Origin of the sequence: Tepidimicrobium xylanilyticum (assembly GCF_900106765.1) — a bacterium.
Taxonomy (GTDB): Bacteria; Bacillota; Clostridia; order Tissierellales; family Tepidimicrobiaceae; genus Tepidimicrobium; species Tepidimicrobium xylanilyticum.
In genome coordinates this window covers 130301-147701 of the sequence record NZ_FNNG01000001.1, presented here as the reverse complement: position 1 = coordinate 147701, position 17401 = coordinate 130301, and the positions used below count along the sequence as shown (strand labels likewise).

General features: G+C 33.4%; 16 protein-coding genes. All 16 read left to right on the top strand.

Features of this window, described 5'->3' with window-relative positions:
* Nucleotides 1-201: 201 nt before the first annotated feature.
* The 16 genes from BLV68_RS00590 to BLV68_RS00515 all read left to right on the top strand — a co-directional run bounded on the left by BLV68_RS00590 (nt 202) and on the right by BLV68_RS00515 (nt 17336).
* Entirely contained in the window at nt 202-849 is a 648-nt protein-coding gene (locus BLV68_RS00590) for a redox-sensing transcriptional repressor Rex (RefSeq protein WP_093749819.1), read from the top strand.
* A gap of 257 nt (nt 850-1106) precedes the next feature.
* Complete coding sequence (locus tag BLV68_RS00585; RefSeq protein WP_093749817.1) at nt 1107-2246, top strand: acyl-CoA dehydrogenase; 1140 nt, start codon at nt 1107-1109, stop codon at nt 2244-2246.
* Nucleotides 2247-2266: 20 nt separating this feature from the next.
* Nucleotides 2267-3058, top strand: coding sequence for an electron transfer flavoprotein subunit beta/FixA family protein (locus BLV68_RS00580; RefSeq protein WP_093749815.1), 792 nt, complete (start codon nt 2267-2269; stop codon nt 3056-3058).
* A gap of 25 nt (nt 3059-3083) precedes the next feature.
* Nucleotides 3084-4289: an electron transfer flavoprotein subunit alpha gene (locus BLV68_RS00575; RefSeq protein WP_093749813.1), complete on the top strand. Its 1206-nt coding sequence runs from the start codon at nt 3084-3086 to the stop codon at nt 4287-4289.
* A gap of 143 nt (nt 4290-4432) precedes the next feature.
* Entirely contained in the window at nt 4433-5698 is a 1266-nt protein-coding gene (locus BLV68_RS00570; RefSeq protein WP_093749811.1) for a Glu/Leu/Phe/Val family dehydrogenase, read from the top strand.
* Nucleotides 5699-5816: 118 nt separating this feature from the next.
* Complete coding sequence (locus BLV68_RS00565) at nt 5817-6707, top strand: DNA-3-methyladenine glycosylase family protein (RefSeq protein WP_093749809.1); 891 nt, start codon at nt 5817-5819, stop codon at nt 6705-6707.
* A gap of 87 nt (nt 6708-6794) precedes the next feature.
* Complete coding sequence (locus BLV68_RS00560; RefSeq protein WP_093749807.1) at nt 6795-7478, top strand: DUF554 domain-containing protein; 684 nt, start codon at nt 6795-6797, stop codon at nt 7476-7478.
* 213 nt (nt 7479-7691) lie between these two features.
* A complete protein-coding gene (locus BLV68_RS00555; protein ID WP_093749805.1) occupies nt 7692-7973 on the top strand; it encodes a co-chaperone GroES in 282 nt (93 codons plus the stop codon).
* 59 nt (nt 7974-8032) lie between these two features.
* Nucleotides 8033-9649 (top strand): chaperonin GroEL, encoded by a 1617-nt coding sequence (groL, locus tag BLV68_RS00550; protein ID WP_093749803.1) that lies wholly within the window; start codon nt 8033-8035, stop codon nt 9647-9649.
* A gap of 258 nt (nt 9650-9907) precedes the next feature.
* Nucleotides 9908-11860 (top strand): BglG family transcription antiterminator, encoded by a 1953-nt coding sequence (locus BLV68_RS00545; protein WP_093749801.1) that lies wholly within the window; start codon nt 9908-9910, stop codon nt 11858-11860.
* A gap of 13 nt (nt 11861-11873) precedes the next feature.
* On the top strand, nt 11874-12185 hold the full coding sequence (locus BLV68_RS00540; protein ID WP_093749799.1) for a PTS sugar transporter subunit IIB: 312 nt from the start codon (nt 11874-11876) through the stop codon (nt 12183-12185).
* Nucleotides 12186-12200: 15 nt separating this feature from the next.
* Nucleotides 12201-13523 (top strand): PTS sugar transporter subunit IIC, encoded by a 1323-nt coding sequence (locus BLV68_RS00535; protein ID WP_093749797.1) that lies wholly within the window; start codon nt 12201-12203, stop codon nt 13521-13523.
* Nucleotides 13524-13556: 33 nt separating this feature from the next.
* A complete protein-coding gene (locus tag BLV68_RS00530; protein WP_093749795.1) occupies nt 13557-13877 on the top strand; it encodes a PTS lactose/cellobiose transporter subunit IIA in 321 nt (106 codons plus the stop codon).
* 13 nt (nt 13878-13890) lie between these two features.
* Nucleotides 13891-15237, top strand: coding sequence for a 6-phospho-beta-glucosidase (locus BLV68_RS00525; protein ID WP_093749793.1), 1347 nt, complete (start codon nt 13891-13893; stop codon nt 15235-15237).
* A 168-nt stretch (nt 15238-15405) separates the two neighbouring features.
* Complete coding sequence (locus BLV68_RS00520) at nt 15406-15840, top strand: DUF523 domain-containing protein (RefSeq protein WP_093749791.1); 435 nt, start codon at nt 15406-15408, stop codon at nt 15838-15840.
* Nucleotides 15841-16046: 206 nt separating this feature from the next.
* A complete protein-coding gene (locus BLV68_RS00515; RefSeq protein ID WP_234949794.1) occupies nt 16047-17336 on the top strand; it encodes a copper amine oxidase N-terminal domain-containing protein in 1290 nt (429 codons plus the stop codon).
* The last annotated feature ends 65 nt before the right edge of the window (nt 17337-17401 follow it).

The following is a 17401-nucleotide window of genomic DNA, read 5'->3' as shown; positions in this document are numbered from 1 at the left end:
TATTATAGGTAATAAACAATTTTAATATGTATTAGGTATTGTTCTCAAAAAATGGATATAATTATTAGTGAAAAAATTAATAAAAAATATTGAATTATTATCCAAAACTGGGTATAAACCTTAATAATTGACCAATTAATATCAAAATGTTATAATAAAATCAACTTAAAGTAATAAATATGGATAAGAAGGGGTGACATAATGGACAGAGAAAACAGGGTATCGATAACGGTAATAAGAAGATTGCCTAAATACTATAGATACTTAGGGGAATTATTGAAAAAAGGGATTAATAGGATATCTTCTCAAGAATTAAGTAAGTTAACAGGTTTTACCGCCTCGCAGATTAGACAAGATTTGAACAATTTCGGTGGATTTGGGCAGCAAGGATATGGATATAATGTAGAGGAATTAAGGAATCAATTAGGGAAGATATTAGGTTTGGATAGAACCTATAAAACCATAATTGCGGGAGCAGGGAATTTAGGGCAAGCAGTAGCTAACTATAGAGGCTTTGAAGAAGCTGGATTTAAAATATTGGCTATGTTTGACAAAAACCCTAAACTTATCGGATTGAAAATTAGAGATATAGAGATTAAAGATGTAGATGAGATGGAAAATTTTATTAGAGAAAATAACATAGATATTGGAATTATAACTACTCCAAAGGAAAGTGCCCAAGATGTGGCTGATATATTTATGAGAAGTGGAATAAGGGGAATTTGGAATTTTGCCCCTGCTGATCTTAAAGTGGATGATAAGGTTATAATTGAAAACGTTCATTTGAATGAATCCCTATTTACTCTTTCCTATTTCTTAAAAAATGAGTCTGATTATGTAAGAGATTAGGTTTAGGAATTGAGAAAATTCAGTCAAATTTCCAAAATGAATTTACTAATTATTTTTATTGTTCAAAATATTTTCGTTATAAAATGCCTATAGTGCCAAAGCAAAACCTGGTATTATAGGCATTTATAATGGAAAGAGATGATAAAAAAGGAAAAATTTTTTTGACTAAAAGTGAAATAATTAACAATATCTGTGGAAATATCTTATTCAATGTTTTATAATAAAATTGCATGGTTTTAAATTGAGGAGGGATGAACATGGATTTCAAATTATCGAAGGAGCAGGAAATGATAAGAACTGTTATGAAAGAATTTGCAGAAAATGAAGTAAAACCAATTGCATCGGAAATAGATGAAACAGCCAGATTTCCAAGGGAAACGGTGGATAAAATGGCGAGATATAACATGATGGGGATACCTTTTCCAGTTGAATATGGTGGAGCTGGTGGAGACGACATAGCCTATGTCATTGCAGTAGAAGAGTTATCGAAAGTATGTGCTACTACAGGGGTAATCCTTTCTGCTCATACCTCATTAGCCTGCTGGCCTATATATAAATATGGAACCAAAGAGCAAAAACAAAAATATTTAGTCCCATTGGCAAAGGGAGATAAGTTAGGAGCTTTTGGATTAACAGAACCAAATGCAGGAACTGATGCAGCAGCTCAGCAAACAGTAGCTGTGTTAGATGGGGACAACTATGTACTGAATGGAACTAAACTGTTCATTACCAACGGAGGAGAAGCAGATATCTATATTATATTTGCGATGACTGATAAGAGTAAGGGTACTAGGGGCATATCCGCCTTTATAGTGGAAAAGGATGCTCCTGGGTTCAGCATAGGTAAAATTGAAGATAAAATGGGTATTAGAGGTTCTTCTACTGCTGAATTGATATTTAGGGATTGTGTAATTCCAAAGGAAAATTTACTAGGGGAAGAAGGAATGGGATTCAAAATTGCTATGACTACTCTAGATGGAGGAAGAATCGGTATAGCAGCTCAAGCTTTAGGTATTGCAGAAGGAGCTTTGGAAGAGTCTATTAAATACATAAAGGAAAGACAACAATTTGGAAAGCCTTTATCTAAATTCCAAGGATTGCAATGGATGGTTGCAGATATGGCTACAGAGATAGAAGCAGCAAAGTTATTGGTCTATAAAGCTGCTTACAATAAAGCCAATGGGTTACCTTATAACAAGGAAGCGGCCATGGCTAAACTTTATGCGTCTAAAGTAGCTATGGATGTTACCACAAAAGCAGTCCAATTACATGGTGGTTATGGATTTACCAAGGACTATCCAGTAGAAAGAATGATGAGGGATGCAAAGATTACCGAAATATATGAGGGTACTTCCCAAGTACAACAGATGGTTATTGCAGGAAACCTCTTAAGATAATAGGTGAAGGAGGAATTTAGATGAATATAATAGTATGTATAAAGCAGGTTCCCGATACAAATGAAGTTAGGATCGACCCTGTCAAAGGAACTCTAATCAGGGAAGGGGTACCAAGTATCATCAATCCAGACGACAAAAATGCCTTAGAAGAGGCCTTGAGGATAAAAGACAAATATGAAGATGTTAAGGTTACAGTTCTTAGCATGGGACCTTATCAAGCTGAAGCAGCCTTGGTTGAGGCTATTGCCATGGGAGCTGACGAAGGCATATTATTAAGCGACAGAGCTTTTGCGGGATCTGACACTTGGGCAACATCAACAGCATTGGCATCGGGGATTAGATATATAGGCGATTACGATTTAATATTCTGTGGTAGACAAGCTATTGATGGAGATACAGCTCAAGTAGGGCCACAAATAGCTGAGCATTTGGGAATACCCCAAATTACCTATGTGAAGGAATTAAAGATTGAAGACGGAAAGGTTAGAGCTAAAAGGGTTCTTGAAGATGGATATTATGTTATAGAAGCTGAAATGCCAGTGTTGATTACTGCAATAAAAGAATTAAATACGCCTAGATATCCATCTATAAGGGGAATTTATGAAGGCTATAAAGGGGATAGGATTAAGATTTTATCAGCTAAGGACATTAATGCAGATGAAGAGAATATTGGATTAGATGGATCTCCTACTCAAGTAAATAAATCCTTTACTCCTCCCACTAAGAGTGGAAATTTAGAGATGTTAGAGGGAGATGCAAAGGAACAAGCAAGAAAGTTAATTGTAAGATTAAAGGAAGAAAAGATAATATAGTTTAACCTTGAAAGGAGGATTTGCCGTGGCAGTAAAGGTAATAGAAGAAAAATGTATAGGTTGTGAAGTATGTGTAAGTGTCTGCCCCTTTGATGCTATAGAAATGGTAGATGGTAAGGCTCATATAACAGATAAATGTACAATGTGCGGTGCTTGTGTGGAAGAATGTCCTGTAGGTGCTATAGAAAAGGAAGAGGAGAATAAAAGGAAGGTTAATATTGAAGAATACGAAGGGGTTTGGGTTTTTGCAGAACAAAGAGAAGGAAATTTAATGAATGTTTCCATAGAGCTGCTAGGAGAAGGCAGAAAGATTGCAGATAAGCTTAATACTGAATTAACAGCTATTTTGTTAGGTAATAATGTTAAAAATTTAGCAGATAGGTTGATAAAATATGGGGCTGATAAGGTTATTTATGCTGAAAGCCCTCAATTGGATGTATATACCACCGATGGATATACAAGGGTAATATGTGATTTGATTAATGAGAGAAAACCTGAAATAATGTTGATTGGTGCCACTAACATAGGTAGAGATTTAGGTCCAAGGATTTCTGCAAGAATACATACTGGTCTTACTGCAGATTGTACTAGGCTTGATGTGGATTTAGAGAATAGAAGATTGATGCAAACTCGTCCTGCCTTTGGTGGTAACTTAATGGCTACCATAATATGCCCTAATCACAGACCACAGATGTCAACTGTAAGGCCAGGGGTTATGGAAAAGGCTAAATATAACGAGACTAGAGAGGGAGTAGTAGAAGTAATTAATCCCGATTTGAAAGAAGAGGATATTACAGCTAAAGTAATAGATTATGTTAAAGAAAAGAGATCACAAGTAAAGCTAGAAGATGCATCCATTATAGTATCTGGAGGAAGAGGCTTAGGCAATCCTGAAGGATTTAAGCTCTTGAAAGAATTAGCTGATAAGCTTGGTGGAGTAGTAGGGGCAAGCCGTGCCACAGTAGATGCTGGTTGGATAGACCAATCCCATCAAGTAGGACAAACAGGCAAAACCGTTAGACCAAACCTATATATTGCTTGCGGCATATCTGGAGCTATTCAGCATTTGGCTGGTATGCAGGAGTCTAAGTGTATAGTTGCCATTAATAAGGATAAGGATGCACCTATATTTAAAATTGCAGATTATGGAATAGTAGGAGATGTATACGAGATACTGCCAGAGCTTATAAAGGGATTGGAGAACATCGATGAATTAATGGAAAATGCTTAAAAATACAGGTGCAAGTATTGTTAATTTATATACTTGCACTTGTATAAATTCAATGATAGAATATACTTATGATTGGAAATAATGTATAATTTTATGAGATTCTTGAAAAGGTTTTCTTATTCCAAATAAGAGGAGGTATTTTGATGACAAAGGAAAGTTTAAATCCATTGGAAAGTGCGCAAAAGCAAGTGAAAGCAGCTTGCGATGCATTGGGATTAGATCCAGCTGTATATGAAATATTGAAAGAGCCTAAAAGGATGATTGAAATATCAATTCCAGTAAAGATGGATGATGGAACTACTAAGGTATTTAAGGGATATAGGGCTGTACATAATGATGCCATAGGCCCAGGAAAAGGTGGAATTAGATTTCATCCAGGAGTAAATCCTGACGAGGTTAAGGCTTTATCTGTTTGGATGACATTTAAATGTGGAGTAATGGGTGTACCTTATGGCGGAGGAAAAGGCGGAATTACTGTAGATCCTTTATCTCTTTCGCAAGGAGAATTGGAAAGGCTTTCTAGAGGATATATACAAGGTCTTTATAAATATTTAGGTGAGAAGATAGATGTGCCAGCACCAGATGTGGGAAGCAATGCACAGGTAATGGCATGGATGGTAGATGAATATAATAAATTAACTGGTGGCTCTAACCTTGGAGTTCTTACTGGGAAGCCAGTAGAATGGGGTGGCTCCAAAGGCAGAAATGAAGCTACTGGATTTGGAGTTTCAGTGATTGCAAGAGAAGCTGCTAAAAAACTAGGCATTGAAATGAAAGGTGCTAAAGTGGCAGTACAAGGCTTTGGAAACGTAGGGTCCTTTACAGTTAAAAATGTCCAAGCTCAAGGAGCGAAGATCATAGCTATTGCTGAATGGGCTCCATCAGTTGGTACTTATGCTATATATAATGAAGAAGGTTTAGACTATGCTGATTTAAGAGCTTATATGGATGAACATAGGAATTTAGTTGGCTATCCAAAGGCTAAGCAGATTTCATTAGATGAATTCTGGCAATTAGAGGTGGATATTCTTATTCCGGCAGCCTTAGAAAATGCTATAACTGCTGAAATAGCAGAAAAGGTTAATGCAAAACTAATCTGTGAAGCTGCTAATGGACCAATTACACCGGATGCGGATGAGATACTAAATAAGAGAGGTATTCCAGTAACTCCAGATATTTTAACTAATGCTGGCGGAGTAACCGTATCTTATTTTGAATGGGTACAAAACTTACAAGGTTATTACTGGGAGGAAGACGAAGTTCAAAGAAGACAAGAAATTTCAATGGTTAACGCCTTTAACGATATATGGGCACTAAAAGAAGAGAAGAATGTTACAATAAGAGAAGCAGCTTATATGATTTCAGTTAAGAAGATAGCAAATGTAATGAAATTAAGAGGATGGTATTAAAATAAGTCGGGGTTTTCCCCGACTTATTTATGTTTATATTAGATCAATTGGGTATAATATTTACAATGTATAGCAAGAGTGTTCCCATGATTTATAAGTAGTAGAAAGGAGAAAAAATATGAACTATGATATTGTAGAAAAAGATAATAAAATAATAATAAAAGACATAAAGGATTTTGAACCTAAACATATATTTGAATGTGGGCAGGCTTTTAGGTGGTATGTGGAAGAAGATGAGAGCTACACAGCTATTCACAAAGGTAAGATAATCAATGTTAAAAGAAATGGAAGGGACATTATATTTTTAAATACGAACATGGCTGATTTTAATGATGTATGGTATGAGTATTTCGATTTAGGTAGAGATTATGGGAAGATTAAAGAGGAATTGTCTAAGGACCCAATACTTAAGGAGGCCATTAAGTTTGGGGAAGGTATAAGGATACTCAATCAGGAACCCTTTGAAACGACTATTTCCTTCATAATATCTGCCAACAATCAGATACCAAGGATTAAGAGGTCTATAGAACTTATTACTCAGCACTATGGAAAGTCTGTAGGTTCTTATAAAGACAAGGAATATTTTACTTTTCCAGATCCAGAAACCTTGGCTAATGTAGATTATGAGGAGTTGGAGAGGGATTCTAGGGTAGGTTATAGGGCTAAATACATAGTGGAAACGTCTAATATGATAAAAAACAAGGAAGTAGATTTAGATGAATTATATAAACTGCCAACGGATAAAGCCAAAGAAATACTTTTAAAACTTCCTGGAGTAGGACCTAAGGTAGCCAATTGCATATTATTGTTTTCTTTAAATAAAAATGATGCCTTTCCTGTGGATACTTGGGTCAAAAGGGTAATGGAGAGCTTGTATTTTAAAGAAGGTGCTAGTATTAAAAGGATTTCCCAATATGCTGAGGAAAATTTTGGTTCCTTAGGAGGCTTTGCTCAACAATACTTGTTTTATTACGCTAGAGAGTTGGGAATAGGGAAAAAGCAACCTTAGGGTTGTTTTCTTTTTTTCCTAGAAAAAATTACTTAGATGGTGTATAATCTATAAATATATTTCATTAAGTGTAAGGGTGAGAGAAATATGTTGGGAACCATAGTAAATTCCATTGCTGTAATTGCAGGTAGCGTTTTGGGGATAATTATTAAAAAAGGAATAAAGGAAGAATATAAAAAAACCATCATGGATGGAGTAGGTCTTTCGGTTATAATCATTGGGATTTCCGCGGCAATAAAAACTGAAAATACCATTATGGCTATCATAAGCATCGTTTTGGGAAGCATAATTGGAGAGATTTCAGGAATTGAAAAAAAGCTGAATAGACTAGGGGATAGCTTAGAAGCTAGGTTTAGCAATGGAGACTCCAACTTTTCCAAAGGATTTGTAACTGCTTCCCTAGTCTACTGTGTAGGGGCAATGGCCATAGTAGGGGCTTTAGAAAGTGGGCTGTTGGGAGATCATAATACCCTTTTTGCTAAATCAATATTGGATGGTATTACTTCCATAATATTTGCCTCCACCTTGGGGATAGGGGTTGCCTTTTCTGCTATAGTTGTATTTATATATCAGGGATTGATTACATTGTTAGCCACTTACTTGAAGGACCTTTTGACACACGATGTGATACTTGAAATGTCTGCAGTAGGTGGGATACTCATTATGGCCATAGGAATAAATATATTAGAATTGAAGAAAATAAAGGTGGGGAACATGCTTCCAGCCATATTTATTCCATTTCTATACTATATTTTTAAGCTATTAATATAGAAAGCATTGGCAATAAACTTAGGAGAAAATCAATGAAAAACAAGAAAAACAAAAGAAAGATTAGGAAAAATAGGATTATTAATCAAATTCAAGCAAAAACTAGACTTGATTCAAAATTTCTTATTCAGTAACATTATAACTGTACATATTAGCACTCATTAAAGATGAGTGCTAATAATATGGAAAACCATCAGAAAATAGGGAGGTAGTGATATGAACCTTAAACCATTAGGTGACAGAGTAGTAATAAAAATTCTTGAAGCGGAAGAAAAGACTAAATCGGGTATAGTGCTACCAAGCAGCGCTAAAGAACAACCTCAAATGGCAGAAGTTGTTGCCATAGGACCAGATATTCTTAACGATGAGAAGAAAAAAGATCAAATTAAGGTAAACGATAAGGTAATCTTTTCTAAGTATGCTGGTACAGAAGTTAAGATTGATGGTGAAGAATTTACAATACTTAAATTAAATGATATTTTGGCGGTAGTAGAGTAAAGAATTGACAAATAGAAAAGGACAATGGACAATTATCAAATAAAAGGAGTGTGAATTAAATGGCTAAGGAAATAAAATTTGATGAAAATGCTCGTCGTGCTTTAGAAGTTGGAATAAATAAGTTAGCAGATACCGTTAAGGTAACTCTTGGGCCAAAGGGAAGAAATGTTGTATTAGATAAAAAGTTTGGCGCACCTCTTATTACTAATGACGGTGTTACTATTGCACGTGAAATAGAATTAGAAGACAGATATGAAAATATGGGTGCTCAATTAGTTAAGGAAGTTGCAACTAAGACTCAAGATGTGGCAGGAGACGGAACTACAACTGCTACTTTGTTAGCGCAAGCAATTGTAAGAGAAGGACTTAAGAATGTGGCAGCGGGTGCAAACCCAATAATCCTTCATAATGGAATTAAAAAAGCTGTTGAAAAAGCTGTAGAAGAGATAAGAAGATTCTCAAGAAAAGTAGAAACTAAGGAAGCTATTGCACAAGTTGCATCTATATCTGCAGGTGATGAAGAAATCGGAAAATTAATTGCAGAAGCTATGGAAAAGGTAGGTAACGACGGAGTTATAACTGTTGAAGAATCTAAGACAATGGGAACTACCCTATCTGTAGTAGAAGGTATGCAATTCGATAGAGGATATGTATCTCCTTACATGGTAACAGATGCAGATAAGATGGTAGCAGAATTAGAAGAGCCATATATTTTAATTACTGATAAGAAAATATCCAATATTCAAGATATATTACCAGTATTAGAGCAAATAGTACAACAAAGCAGACCTCTACTAATCATTGCTGAAGATATTGAAGGAGAGGCTTTAGCTACTTTAGTGGTAAATAAATTAAGAGGAACCTTTAACTGTGTAGCTGTTAAAGCTCCAGGATTTGGTGATAGAAGAAAAGAAATGCTTCGAGACATTGCAATTCTAACTGGTGGTCAAGTAATTTCTGAAGAATTAGGATTAGATCTAAAAGAAGCTACAATCGATATGCTTGGTAAGGCTAGAAGAGTTCAAGTAGATAAGGAAAATACAGTAATAGTTGATGGCGAAGGTTCACCTTCTGACATTCAAGATAGAATAAAACAAATTAGAACTCAACTTGAAGAAACTGATTCTGAATTCGATAAGGAAAAACTACAAGAGAGATTGGCTAAGCTATCTGGTGGAGTTGCAGTAATTGAAGTAGGTGCTGCTACTGAAACTGAGCTTAAGGAAAAGAAATTGAGAATAGAAGACGCATTAGCAGCTACAAGAGCAGCAGTAGAAGAAGGTATGGTACCAGGTGGCGGAACTGTACTTATAGATTGTATCCCAGCAGTAGCTAAATTATTAGAAGAAACTGAAGCAGACGAAAGAACAGGAGTAAACATAATTTTAAGAGCATTAGAAGAACCAGTAAGACAAATTGCTGCAAATGCTGGTCTTGAAGGTTCAATAATAGTTGAAAAGGTTAAAGCTGAAGAACCTGGAATCGGATTCGATGCATTAAATGAAAAATATGTAAATATGCTTGAAGCAGGAATTGCAGACCCAACCAAGGTTACTCGTTCAGCATTACAAAATGCAGCTAGCGTTGCTGCCATGGTATTGACAACAGAAGCGGCAGTAGTGGACATTGAAGAAGAAAAACCAATGCCAGGTGCAAATGGTATGCCAATGATGTAAAAATAAAACCTCTGAGGAAACTCAGAGGTTTTATTTTTCACTTCATCATACTATTTTGGTTTTAGGTTAGTGAAACTTTTTATTAATTTCCTCATCAAATTGTGTCATCATTACTTTTAACTTGCCAAAACTTATATAAGTTATTAATTGTTTATTGGATTAAATGTTAAATCGTTTTCCTAACCCATAGGAAATTTACTTAATTGCAAGAATTATGTGACGACTGTAGAATATATTCAAAGGGTTTGGTGATACATAATGGCTTATGCAAGGCAAAAAAATATTTTTTTGCATTTATTAAATTCTGATAAGGCCTTATCAGGCAAAGAACTATCAAAAATATTCAATGTTTCTACTAGAACTATTAGATCTGATATTAAATTTTTAAATGAAACACTTAAAAAATATAATATTGGCATATCTTCCTCTAGACAAGATGGATATTTTATATCCGATACGCAAAAGGCAAAAGGGTTTGAAATAGTAAAAGAAGTGTTTAATAAAGAAATCAGTCTAAAGGGGATTCCCAATACTCCATCTGAGAGATTTGCCTTCATAATTTTTAAGCTGGCTTTTTCAAAAGATTATGTAACTATGGAAGAAATTGCTGATACGTTATTCGTTTCAAAGACTACAGTATATCTAGATGTACAAAAGGTCATGGAATTTTTGGATGGATTTTCAACCTTAGAATTGGAGATATCGCCAATAAGAGGAATGAAGCTTAAAGGAGATGAGAGATCAAAAAGATTATTAATATCAAATGTACTTAAAAGGGAGAAAACCTATGAAGATTTAATGTTAAGCAAATCCATTTACTATGCTTTAGATGGTCAAAATGCAAATCTCAATAATGAAATGATATTTTTGTATGAATCTATAATAAATATATTAAATAAACATGGATATATCCTAGCAGATGTTGATGTAAATCTACTTGTAAAAGAGATTTTGATTAGTATAAAGAGAATTCAAATGGGCTTTAGGATAGGCGAAAAAATTGCAGGGGATTTAGACTTAACTATAGCTAAGGCCCTTAAAGGGGAAATTGAATGTCACTTTAATATTTCTATCGATGAAAAGGAACTAGCTTACTTTCAGCAAAGTTTTAATACTAAAAGGTTATTAAATGTTAAAAGCGGAAAGTATGTTCTAAAAACTGAAGCCCATATTATAGTGGAAGAGTTTATAAAAGAAATAAAAAATAAATTTAATATCGATTTTTCTCAAAATAAAAACTTTAGAAATAATCTTATATTACATTTGAATCCTATGTTAGAAAGAATCAAAAATAATTATTTAGAAGAAAATCCACTAATAAACCAAATAAAGGCAAATTACCCGTTGGCTTTTGAAATATCTATGTTGATAGTTCCTATAATTAATGAAAAATTAGGAGTAATAATTAATGAAGCAGAGGTATCCTATATAGCTTTGCATGTGGCTGTAGCATTGGATGAAAAAGATAACAAATCAAATATAGCTATTGTTTGTGGTTCTGGGCTAGGTACAGCTCAACTAATAATGAGGAAGATATCCTCTTATTATAGCGAATTGATAAATATTGTTGGATACTTTCCTATATACAAATTGGACAATATTTTAAAAGGCGAATATGGGAAGGTGGATTTAATAGTTTCTACCATACCTATATCTAATAGGAGCAGGATACCTATAATTCAAGTAAATCCTTTGATCAATGAAGAGGATCTTATGAAAATAGGACAGTGTATAGATAGTCCATTAAGGCGAATTAAAAATACAGGTATAAAAGAATTAAAATATCAGATTTTTAGAAAAGAGTTATTTAAATGCTTTACTGAGGAAATAAGCTATTTTCATGCTATATTAGAACTCGTCAATATGTTAAAGTTAGAAAACTATATTGAAGATGAAAAAAGGTTCTATGAGTCTGTTATTATGAGAGAAAACCTTTTTTCAACCATATTAGACGAAGAAATAGCTATACCTCACCCTATGGAATCTATGTCAGAAACAACAGTGGTATCTGTAGGAATTTTTAAAAATCCAATCATCCATAATGGTAAAAAAATAAATATTATCTTTTTGTTTGCAGTTAATGCAAAAGAAGATGAGAAATTAAAAGTACTATATTATTTACTTCAAGAAATATTAGAATCAAGAGAAACAATGGAGACGTTATACAAATCTAAGAATTTTGATGATTTCATAGAAAATATTAAATTATAGGGAGGAAAGTAGTATGAAAATCTTATTAGTATGTGCTGCAGGAATGTCAACTAGTTTAGTGGTGAATAAGATGAAAAAGGCCTTAGGGCCTGATGAACAAGATTGGATTATAGAAGCAAAGCCAGCAGAGAGGTTCGAAGATGAATTTAAAAAATATGATGTAGTACTTTTGGGACCGCAAATTAGATTTAAAAAGGATGAATTTGAAAAAATAGCTAGAGAGTATAACATACCAGTGGAAACCATAAATACTGCTGACTATGGGCTGGCGAATGGGGAAAAAATATTAGACTTTGCAAAGGAACTATATGAAAATAAAAAATAGGGAGGAAGGAATATAATGAGTAATCAAAATAGCAAATTTAGTAAAATTGTAGAAGATAGGCTTTTGCCAGTTTCTACTAAAATTTCTGAACAGAAACATTTAAAAGCTATTATGAGTGGACTTATGAGTACAATACCTTTGACCATTATTGGTGGTATAAGTTTAATAATAGCATCTCCCCCGGTAGATCCTGAAATGATAAAACCGACTAACTTTTTTAATAAATTTCTATTAGCTTGGTATAATTGGGCTAAAACAAATACAGAAGTGGTGTTAACTCCTTTTAAAATGACTATGGCAATAATGGCACTTTTCGTTGCTTTTGCTATAGGTTATAGTTTGGGCAAACATTATGAGGAAGAATATGGCACGAATCCTTTAGCTAGTGGAATTATTGCAGGAGTAGTTTTTTTACTAGTTGCGGCTCCTTCAAAAGATGGTATGATACCTACAACTTATTTAGATGCAAAAGGGCTTTTTACAGCTATGATTGTTGGGTTAATAACAGTGGAAATTACAAAGGGCTTATTGAAAAAAGGAATAACTATCAAAATGCCTGAAGGAGTTCCACCTGCAGTAGCAGCATCATTTAGTGGATTAATTCCAATGATTATAAATGTAATTCTATTTTATGCTATAAATTTAATTTTAATTGGTACAGTAGGAAAAAATATTCCAGAAACAATTATGTCAGTATTAACTCCAGCATTGAAAGGTGCTGACACTATATGGTTTGTGCTGATTATGACAATGCTTAGACATCTTTTGTGGTCTATTGGTGTTCATGGTGCAGCGCTAAATCCTATTGTTACTCCGGTTTTTATGTCTAATATTTTGGCAAATGCTGCAGCAAAAGCTGCTGGTGAATCTTTACCACATATATTTACAGAACCATTATGGGCTTTTTCAGGCCATTTAGGAGGTTCGGGAGCAACTTTAGGTTTAACATTATTAATGCTTAGAAGTAAATCATCTCATCTAAAGACAGTAGGAAAACTTGGTATTTTGCCCGGATTATTTAATATTAATGAGCCAGTATTATTTGGTGCACCTATAATACTTAATCCGATATTAATGATACCTCTTATAACAGCACCTATGGTTAATAACCTAATTTGTTATACTGCTATGAAGGTAGGGCTAATAGAGAAGGTTTTTGTTCAAGCTCCTTGGACAACTCCTGCTCCTTTAGGGTTAGCACTTTCTACTATGGATTGGAAAGCATTTGTACTAGTGGTATTGTTAATTGTAATTGATATGATAATTTATTATCCATTCTTTAAGTCATATGAAAAGAAATTGTTAGAAGAAGAAAAAGGTGGAGAGTCAATAGCATAAATTAGAAGTTTATACTAAATAGGAGGTACATCTATGGATAAATTGGAACAGTTAGCATTCGAATTAATATCCAATTCAGGTTCTGCTAGAAGCCATTCTTTTGAAGCATTGAAACTTGCAAAAGAAGGGAAAATAGATCAAGCAAATGAAAAAATCGCCATTGCTAGAGAAGAAATACTTAAAGCACATAAAATACAGACACAATTGATTCAGAAGGAAGCAAATGGCGATAAAATTGAAGTTAATATTTTATTTATACATGCTCAAGATCATCTAATGACGTCGATACTAGCTAATGATTTAATACAAGAAATAATATATATGCAAGAGGAAATAAATAATTTCAAAAAGTAAAGGGGGAATTATGATGGGTAAAGGAATAAAAATTGTAACAATAGGTGGAGGTTCAAGTTATACTCCAGAACTCATTGAAGGCTTTATTAAAAGAAAAGACGAAATACCAATAAGGGAAATTTGGTTGGTAGATATTGAGGAAGGGAAAGAAAAACTAGAGGTAGTTGGAGATTTAGCTAAACGCATGGTAAAAGATGCAGGTTTAGATTGGAAAGTATATTTAACACTGGATAGACAGGAAGCTTTAAAAGACGCAGATTTTGTAACAACTCAATTTAGAGTTGGTATGCTAGATGCAAGGATTAAAGATGAAAGGATACCTTTAAGCTATGGAATTTTAGGACAGGAAACGAATGGGGCAGGTGGAATGTTTAAAGCTTTTAGAACTATACCAGTTGTTTTGGAAATAATTGAAGAAATGAAAGAGCTATGTCCAGATGCGTGGCTAATTAATTTTGCTAATCCATCAGGTATGATTACGGAAGCAGTATTGAGATATGGTAGTTTTGATAAAGTAGTGGGATTATGTAATGTGCCAATTATTCATATGATGAGAGAATCGGAGTTGCTTGGTAAAAGACCAGAAGATTTGATATTTTTATTTGGAGGACTAAATCATTTTCATTGGCACAAAGTTTACGATAAGAAAGGCAATGAAATTACTGAAGACATAATGGATTTAATGTTTAAGGAAAATAAACAAGTAGTAGAAAATATTCGTAATATTCCGTTTCTAGAAGAGCAAATTCGTCACTTAGGTATGCTGCCATGTACCTATCATAGGTTTTATTACCTTCAGGATGATATGCTTAAAAATGCAATAGAGTCCTATCAAAAAGGAGAAACGAGGGCAGAAGTAGTTAAAGATGTAGAAAGAGAACTATTTGAACTATATAAAGACTCAGATCTTAAGGAAAAACCAGAACAGCTTTCAAAACGTGGTGGTGCACATTATTCAGATGCAGCCTGTGAAACAATAAGCTCTATTTACAACGATAAGCAGAATATAATGGTTGTTAGTACAAGAAACAATGGTGCATTGCCAGATTTGCCAGATGATGTTGCAGTAGAAGTAAGTAGCGTCATGACGGCAGCAGGTCCAAAACCAATTGCTTTTGGGAAATTAAATGCTGCAGCAAGAGGCTATCTCCAATTGATGAAGGCAATGGAGGAGTTAACCATTGAGGCAGCAGTTACAGGAGATTATGGTGCAGCCTTGCAAGCATTTACTATCAATCCATTAGTTCCGGCAGGTAATATCGCTAAAAAATTATTAGATGAGATGTTAATAGCGCATAAGGATTATCTACCACAATTCAAGGATTCAATTGAAAAAATAGAAAAGGAAAAAAATAGTTAATAGCATTACAAGCAAAACCATAACTATCAGCTATTTAATTTACAGCATGGTTTATCTTCCATGCTTTTTTTTTGTAAATAATGTAAAGTTGATTGACCATACTAACATGACAATGTATCATACATATAAAGGAAGTTTTATTTAATAATGCAAAAGGAGGCAGAAAATATGAATATTCTAATCAGTGCTTGTTTATTAGGAGTAAATTGTAGGTATGACGGAGGAAGTAAACTTGTAGAAAAAATAGATTCTCTAAAAGATAAATATAACTTAATTCCCATATGCCCAGAAATATTTGGCGGCCTTTCAACTCCAAGGGAGCCTGCAGAGATAATGGGGAATAGGATAACTACTAAAAATGGGAAAGATGTAACCGATAATTATAAAAGAGGAGCAGAGGAAGTATTAAAACTTGCTAAACTCTATAATTGTAAACTGGCTATTTTAAAGGAAAGAAGTCCTTCCTGTGGATATGGCAAAATATATGATGGGACATTTTCTGGTAGATTGACAGATGGCAATGGAATAACTGCAGAACTGTTGACCAAAAATGGGATAGAGGTTATAGGCGAATCAGAAATTAATACTTTTTTAAAAAAGTGAAGATTAATTGAATTACATTTTGAAGAAATAGTGCAGAGCAAATAAGAGTGAGAATGATATTTTAGAGGATTTGCAATATGTATCAATAAGAAAAACAAAACTTGGAGAACTGTGCTGTTGACTTGATCCTTATCATATTTTTAACTAATTTGTAACGAATTTATCTAAATACTGTGATAAAATTTCTACTTGAGGTGATGAGAAATTTGAAAAAAGCTAATCTATATTTAATATTTATATTAATGTGTATAATGATTTTTACCATTCCAGCCCAAGCAGAAAGTAATATAATTAATGTAATTGTGGATGGTATAGCTTTAGATATTGTTACGGTATTGAAGCATAACAGGGTTTTGGTACCTATTGACTCTATTTCAGAGTGTTTAGATTTGGCAGTAGAATTTAATGAAAAAGATATGGTAGTAAATGTGATAAAGGATAATGTGAATATAGAATTTATTTTAAATTCTAATAAGGTTAAATTAAACGAAAAAGAACTAGAATTGGATGTAGAAACTTTTATGAAGGAAGAGGAAATATTTGTACCAGTTAGATTTCTTGCAGAAAGTATAGGAAAAACGGTACAATGGGATGATAAAAATCATAATATAATAATTGGTGTTTTTTCAAAAAAGGCAAAAATTGAGGATACATTTTTGTATTTTAATGAAGAATATGGATATACATTAAGCTTTCCTAATTCGTGGGAAAATGAAACAATAATTGAAACTAAGGATGGAATACTGTATGTATATGACAAGAAATCTGTTGAGAAGTTTATAGAAGATGGACATGAATCCTTTGATCCAGTATTTGAAATAAGGTGCAGTGATTATTCAACAGTAGCTGAATTACCATATAAAGGTAATTATGTGCTTTATTATAGCGATGGAAAATATATCGAAGCATTGTTTGGAAGGGATTTCCAATTTTGTCCTGAAACTCTGGATTCGTATACAAAAATATATAATGAAGTACAAAAGGTATTAGGTTCTTTTAATAAAATTGATGATGATAATGACTTTGTAGAAGATGATAAGAATAATTATAAAAGAGAAATAAGAGTGCTTAACGATATATTAGATAACTATGTACCAGAGAATATTTTTATTGAGAGAGAAATCTTTACCTACAAGGTTCCTGTGCAGAATACTAGTTTTTTATTTTTAAGAAATATGAGAAATGAAGAAGAGATCTCCATAAAGATAGAGGCAGAGTTTGACAAGAATGGCAAATTAATAAGATACCACATTAAAAACTATTGGTATGACTTAGAGGAAAACCCAATAAGTCAAACTAAAGCTTTAGAATTAGCAAAGGACTTTGTTAAAAGATATGTAGATGAAGAGATCGAATTAATAAAGATATCAGATTTATATCCAAGTTTATATGAAGAAGATAAACATGAAACTTATGGTGACAAAGACGGAAATTATATTGTAGTGGTGGATTTGATACATGGATTTGTAGAGTATTTTAGTCTTGTACATGATTAAATTTATCACTAATATGATTATGTTGTTTAAGTAAAATAATAAGCATTGGCAGGCCCCGTTATTAG